Annotated in this window: 7 protein-coding genes; 3 read left to right on the forward strand and 4 right to left on the reverse strand. The window is 69.2% G+C overall.

Features of this window, described 5'->3' with window-relative positions; all coding sequences use genetic code 11:
• From VLK61_RS28355 to VLK61_RS28365, 3 genes are all read left to right on the forward strand, one after another.
• Positions 1 to 1,094, forward strand: a 1,094-nt coding sequence (locus VLK61_RS28355) for a sensor histidine kinase (protein ID WP_325426388.1), incomplete at its 5' end; no start/stop codon positions are given.
• On the forward strand, positions 1,081 to 1,860 hold the full coding sequence (locus VLK61_RS28360) for a LytR/AlgR family response regulator transcription factor (RefSeq protein ID WP_325426390.1): 780 nt from the start codon (positions 1,081 to 1,083) through the stop codon (positions 1,858 to 1,860). The genes VLK61_RS28355 and VLK61_RS28360, both read left to right, overlap by 14 nt.
• Positions 1,861 to 1,930: 70 nt before the next feature.
• On the forward strand, positions 1,931 to 2,302 hold the full coding sequence (locus VLK61_RS28365; protein ID WP_325426392.1) for a hypothetical protein: 372 nt from the start codon (positions 1,931 to 1,933) through the stop codon (positions 2,300 to 2,302).
• Between the two features lie 6 nt (positions 2,303 to 2,308).
• Here the strand turns inward: VLK61_RS28365 and VLK61_RS28370 are convergent, their stop codons facing one another.
• The 4 genes from VLK61_RS28370 to VLK61_RS28385 form a co-directional block, all read right to left on the reverse strand.
• The gene (locus VLK61_RS28370; protein WP_325426394.1) at positions 2,309 to 3,553 is read right to left on the reverse strand and encodes a dienelactone hydrolase family protein; all 1,245 of its coding nucleotides are present in this window, start codon (positions 3,551 to 3,553) and stop codon (positions 2,309 to 2,311) included.
• Positions 3,554 to 3,581: 28 nt separating this feature from the next.
• Positions 3,582 to 4,118, reverse strand: coding sequence for a flavin reductase family protein (locus VLK61_RS28375; RefSeq protein WP_325426396.1), 537 nt, complete (start codon positions 4,116 to 4,118; stop codon positions 3,582 to 3,584).
• Position 4,119: 1 nt separating this feature from the next.
• Positions 4,120 to 5,397, reverse strand: a complete 1,278-nt coding sequence (locus VLK61_RS28380; protein ID WP_325426398.1) for a styrene monooxygenase/indole monooxygenase family protein — start codon at positions 5,395 to 5,397, stop codon at positions 4,120 to 4,122.
• 49 nt (positions 5,398 to 5,446) lie between these two features.
• Positions 5,447 to 5,814 (reverse strand): SDR family oxidoreductase (locus VLK61_RS28385; protein ID WP_325426400.1); only part of this gene is annotated, 368 nt, incomplete at its 5' end.

A 5,814-nucleotide genomic window follows, 5' to 3' on the forward strand; every position in this document is an offset into this window, starting at 1 on the left:
GCATGAGGATGCCGGTCATGGCGCCTATGCCGAGGCGGGTCCTGCCGCCCGAGCCTGCCGCACGGCCGGTGCCGGCATCGGGCTGGCGAATCCAGTTCGCGATCGTGTCCGGACTGCAGTTGGCGCACCTGCTGTTCGAGTCTGTGCGCACCGACCACGCGATGCTCTTCGCCGGCGTGCTCGATTGGATGGCTTACAAGGGCGACGAGGCGATCCGGCTGTCCATCGATGTCATGGCAACGGTGGTGGCGTTGCAATACATCGATCGCCGGAGATCGCCGCGTCCGCATCGCACGCCCGCGGCCCTGCTGTCGATGATGGCGGCCGCGCTGGCCGGCGCCGCGGTGGCGTCCTTTATTCCGCCGTACGAACCGGTGGCGGTGCGTGTGGGTGCGTCGGCGTCGATAGCGGTCTGGTTCTGGTACACGCTGTGGACGAACGCGATGATCGGCGTCTTGGCGTTGGTGGCCATCGATGGCCTGCGCGGGCGTCAGCAGGCGGTGAATCATCTGGCCGCAGTGCAGGAGCAAGGGCGCCTCGTGCGCCAGCAGCTCGCGTCGGCACGGCTGCTGGCCATCCAGGCGCGCGTGGATCCGCAGCTGCTGTTCGACATGCTGGCCGCCGTGAAAGGCTTCTACGAAAAGGATGCGGCACGCGCCGAGCAACTCCTGGACGAACTCGCCGCCTTTCTGCGCGCCGCGCTGCCGCGGCTGCGCAGCGCACGCTCGACGCTGGAGGTGGAGTGCGGGCTGGTGCACAGCTACGTGCGCCTGCTTCGCGGTGCTGGCGCAGCGAGCATCGAGCTGAACCTCCGGCTTCCCGCAGACCTGGCGACCGCGGGCTTTCCGGCCGGCGTGCTGTTGCCGCTGTTGACGGGTTCCGCCGGCACGGGCCGATGCATCGCGCTCGATGCCAGTGCATGCGACCAAGCCGTGTGTGTGCAGGTCAGCGACACCCTCACGCCTGCCCGTGCCACGCTGGAGCGCTTGCAGCAATCCCTGTCAGCCTTGTACGGCGAACGCGGCAAGCTGCGCCTGGTGCCGCAGGGCGGCGGCGCACGCATCGAGTTGGAGGTGCCCCTTGAACCTGCCTGACCGAGCGGGTGCTCCGAGGCTGCCCACCGCGGTGATCGCCGAGGACGAGCCCTTGCTGGCCGACGAGTTGGCCGATCACCTGGCCGCGCTGTGGCCCGCACTGCACATCGTCGCGCGCGCCGGCGACGGCGTGGCCGCGCTGCACGCTGTGGAGGCGCATGCGCCTGACATTGCCTTCCTCGATATCCAGATGCCCAGGCTCACGGGCCTGGATGTGGCGCGTCAGATCGCGGGGCGTTGCCATGTGGCATTCATCACGGCGTTCGACCAGCACGCCCTGGGTGCGTTCGAGGCCGGCGCGATCGACTATGTGATGAAGCCGCTCGTGCTGGCGCGTCTGGTGACGACCGTGCAGCGCCTGAAGGCGCGCGTCTCGCAGCCGCCGATCGACCTGTCGCAGTTGCCGCGCCCGCCCGATGCGCGCCAGGCGGCGGCGGCCAGCTTCCTGCAGTGGATCCGCGTCTCGCGGGGCAGCGCGGTGCGATTGCTCACGGTGGAAGAGATCTGCTACTTCAAGGCCGACAGCAAGTACACGCTGGTCGTCACGGCCGACTCGGAGTCGCTGATCAAGAAGACCATCAAGGAGCTCATCGCCGAACTGGATCCGAACATGTTCTGGCAGATCCATCGTTCGGTGATCGTCAATGTGCGCGCCATCGACAGCGTGATGCGCTCGGGCAGCGGCGAACTGGCGGTGCGCTTGAAGCAGCGAAACGAGACCCTGGCGGTGAGCGAGCAGCATCACCACCTCTTTCGGCAGATGTGACTGGAGGACTCCCATGAAGAAATCGATGCGATGCGATTGCGGCACCCCGAGCAGCCGCCGCGAGGCCTTGATGCTGCTGGCCGCGCTGGGGGTTGGCACCGAGACTGCACTGGCCCAGGATGCAGCGAAGACGGAGCCGCGCAGCTACAAGGTGTTGTTCGAGAATGCCAAGTGTCGCGTGCTCGAGTACGTGTCGCGCCCCGGGATCGGCGTGTGCGGCATCGGCAAGCATTCGCACCCCGACCATGTGACCGTGACGCTCACGCCCGCCAAGGTGAAGCTGACCACGGAAGACGGCAAGGTTCAGGTCAAGCAGATCCCCGCCGGCGCGGCGTTCTGGGATCCGGCCTCGACTCACGCTGCCGAGAACATCGGTGGCTCAGGCTCGCGCATGGTGCTCATCGAGATCAAGGACAAGGACTGGACGCCGGCGACGGGTTGACATGACTCACGGCGCCGCGTGCCAGGCCGCCATCAGCCCGTTCGACGGCAGTGATTCGTCGAGCAGCTTGCGCGCCGTCTCCACGCCGGCCACCGGCAGCCCGCGCGGATCAAGCAGGCCGATCTGCACCAGCACGCTGGCTTGGTCCCAGTAGATGTGCTCGTGGCAGAGCTTGTCGCCGCGGAACTTGACCACCGCCAGCAGCGGGATCTCGACCCGCCGCCCGCTCGGCGCGATGCCGGGCAGCATCCACGGGATCTCGGTCGTGTGGGTGAAGCAGAACAGCATCTCGTCCACCACCTGCGTCGCACCCACCGTGCGCGAGATCGGGACCAGCGTGGTGTCGGGTGGATTGCTGTCGACGAAGAAGCGCTGGTAGAAGCGGTGCAGGTCGTGGTAGCCGACCCCGCCGGTCATCGTCGGGATGTGGTTCACGTAGGGCTGGTCGACCATCGTGGCCATCGTCGCGTCGACATCGCGGTGCGCGAATTCGTGCTCGCAGTGTGTGTCCCACAGCGCCGAGAGGTCGGGCCGCGGGCCGATCGCACGTTTGAGCGTGGTGATGCTGCGCTCGTGGGCGAGCCCCGCCGAGGGCTTGTGGAAGTGCTCGCCGCCGGGGCGCGCGAACGCATGGTCCACGCCGGGGTAGACATGCAGCTCGACGCCGGGGCGCCCACGCAGCTCGGCGAGGATGCGCTCGCGCGCTTCGGGCGGGCAGAACTTGTCGTTCTCGGCGATGTGCAGCGTCAGCGGGCAGCGGACCTTGCCTGCCTCGGCCAACGCGGCCTCGATGCCCACGCCGTAGTAGCCCACCGCGACATCGCAGTCGGTGCGGCAGGCCGCGAGGTACGCGAGCTTGCCGCCCAGGCAGAAGCCGAGCACGCCGACGCCGCCGCGCACGTCGGCACGTGCCCGCAGCGCGCCGATCGCCGCTTGCACGTCCTCGACACCCTGGGCCTCGTCGAAGCCCTGGTACAGCGCAAAGGCGCGTTGCCAGTCTTCGGGCGAAGAACCCAACTCGACGCCCGGCTGTTGGCGCCAGAACAGGTCGGGCACCAGCGCGACATAACCTTCCTCGGCATACAGGTCGGCCAGTTCGCGCATCGTCGCATTGACGCCGAAGATCTCCTGCGCGATCACCAGGCCGGGGCCGTGGCCCGCGGCGGGCAAGGCCAGGTAGGCGACGAAGCGGCCGCTGCCGTCGGCGGCGGCGATGTCGATCGAAAGACGTTGGATCTGCTGCGTTTTCATCGTCGTTCCTTCTCGGTGTGGCGGGGGCTCAACGCAGTGCTGCGAAGTGCCCTGCGTGAAAGACCAGCGGCTCGCCGTCGACATGCATGTGCTGCTCGACGCGGCCGATGAACAGCGTGTGGTCGCCAGCCTCGATCGCGTCGCGGCATTCGCAGACGAAATGGGCCAGCGTGCCGGCCAGCAGCGGGACCTCCAGCGCAGGGGCCGGTTGCCAGGCCACGCCGTCGAACTTGTCGGCCAGGGCAGGGTTCGCAAAGCGCCGCGCGAGCGCCTCCTGCCCGGCGGCGAGCACGTTGATCGCGAAGTGGCTCGCGGCGCGGAAGGCGCGCCGGTTCGGCGAGCGGTTGGCCAGGCTCCACAGCAGCAGCGCCGGGGCCAGCGACAGCGACGCGAACGAGTTGACCGTCAGGCCGACCGCGCGGCCGTCGGGGCCGCGTGTCGTGACGATGGTGACGCCGGTGGGGTAGGCGCCGAGCGCGTCGCGCAGCCGGCGTGTGTCGCTCGCGTCGCTTGTCGCTTGCGCTGCGGCGCCGGCCACGGTGGTGGAGGCGAGGGCGGCGTTCATGTCAGGCCACCTGCGCGGCCGGTGCCGCATCGGTCGGGGACGCGAGCTTCGCCATCTGCGTTGCGATGAAGCGCTCGCACTCGACAGCATCGGCCCACCACGGAAAGTACGCGGGTGGATGGTCGAAGTTGTTGGCGATCGTGGCCGCCAGCGGCGGGCACGCACCGGCCGCGCCGAGCAATTGCAGGATGTGCTCGGGCGGCGGCGCCAGCAGCAGGTTGGTCCAGCGCGTCACGTGCTGCGCATAGTCCCAGTAGCGGTCGAAGCTGGCCTGCATCCAGGCCGCGTCGAACGGCCGCTCGCCGTGCGCGACGATCGCGTCGTGCACGAGCTGGAAGCACTTGGTCGCGTTGTTCGAGCCCTGGCCGGTGATCGGGTCGTTGACCACCACCGCGTCAGCGATGCCGAACACCAGCGCGCCCGAGGGCAGTTGGCCGACTGGACGGCGCACCGTCGGCGCCAAGCGGCCGGCCAGGATGCCGTTGTCGTCGCTCAGCTCGACATGGCGGCAGCGCTCGGCCTCCCAGGGCAGGAAGGTCTCGAGCAGGCGCAGGCTCGTTGCGAGGTGCTGTTCAGGCGTCTTCACATCGGCCCAGCAGTCCAGTGGGCCGCCGGGCATGCCTTCGAAGACCATGATCTCGCACGCGCCGCTGGTGGTGAGCGCCGGGAAGACGAAGTACTCGCCGATGCCCGGGATCAGGTTGAAGCACACCCGCGAGTAGGGCGTGCGTGGCGCCATGCCCTTCACGTAGGTCAGCGCCAGCGCGCGTTGCGGCTGCTCGTAGGGGCTGCGCGTCGCGTCGCGCTCGAACAAGCGCGTCACTTCGCCCTTGCCGGCGGCGATCACCGTCAGGTCGTGCGTCGCGGCGAGTTCCTCGAGCTCGGTAATGCCCGCGTCCTGCAGCGCCAGCCGGCCGCCGCGCGAACGAAAGCGCTCGATCCACGCCGGCATCTTCAGCCGCTGGTCCACCGCCTGCGCCGGGCGGTCCAGCCGTGCCGCCCAGTCGATCAGCTTGGCGCCGGGCTGGCCCGGATGCGGCACGCTGAGGCCGATGCCCTCCACCGGCGGGCACTCGCGCGCCCAGTCGGCCAGGCCGAACTCCTGCTCGATGGCGAGCGCCGTGCCGAACATGCACTGGCTCGACATCACGCGGCCGCGACGGATCTCGTCGGGGCTGCGGTTGCTGACCAGCGTGACCTGGTCGCCTCGGGCCTGCAGGCTGAGGGCCAGCGGCAATCCGGCCTGGCCGGCGCCGACGATCGCGATGCGTCTGGACATGAGCGTTCTCCTTGCGTTGGGGGGTGTGAAAGGCCGCGGCGTGCGGCATTCAATCCATCAGTTTCGGAATCGCCGGCACCCGGCCCTCGGGGCCCAGCGCCGAATAGCCGCCGTCGACCGCATAGTCGGCGCCGGTGACGAAGCTGGCGCGTGCTGAGCAGAGGAAGGCGACGACCTCGGCCACCTCCTCGGGGTCGCCGACGCGGCCGAGCGCATGGAAGGGCGCGGCGACGCGGTCGGTCTTGGCGCGATCGCCGTGGCTCAGTTCGTCCATCAACCGGCACCAGGTCCAGCCGGGCGAGACCGAGTTGACGCGGATGCCGTCGGCGGCCAGGTCCAGCGCCATGTTGCGGGTCAGCTGCACCAGGGCCGCCTTGGACACCGGGTACAGCCAGCGGCCGGTCTGCGCCACCTTGG

It is taken from the genome of Aquabacterium sp. (genome assembly GCF_035476535.1).
GTDB lineage: Bacteria > Pseudomonadota > Gammaproteobacteria > Burkholderiales > Burkholderiaceae_C > Pseudaquabacterium.

Bases quoted from the DNA above. Each gene is read 5' to 3' on its own strand.
- VLK61_RS28365 (WP_325426392.1), top strand. From the start codon at position 1,931: ATGCTGCTGGCCGCGCTGGGGGTTGGCACCGAGACTGCACTGGCCCAG.
- VLK61_RS28370 (WP_325426394.1), bottom strand. From the start codon at position 3,553: ATGAAAACGCAGCAGATCCAACGTCTTTCGATCGACATCGCCGCCGCC.
- VLK61_RS28375 (WP_325426396.1), bottom strand. From the start codon at position 4,118: ATGAACGCCGCCCTCGCCTCCACCACCGTGGCCGGCGCCGCAGCGCAA.
- VLK61_RS28380 (WP_325426398.1), bottom strand. From the start codon at position 5,397: ATGTCCAGACGCATCGCGATCGTCGGCGCCGGCCAGGCCGGATTGCCG.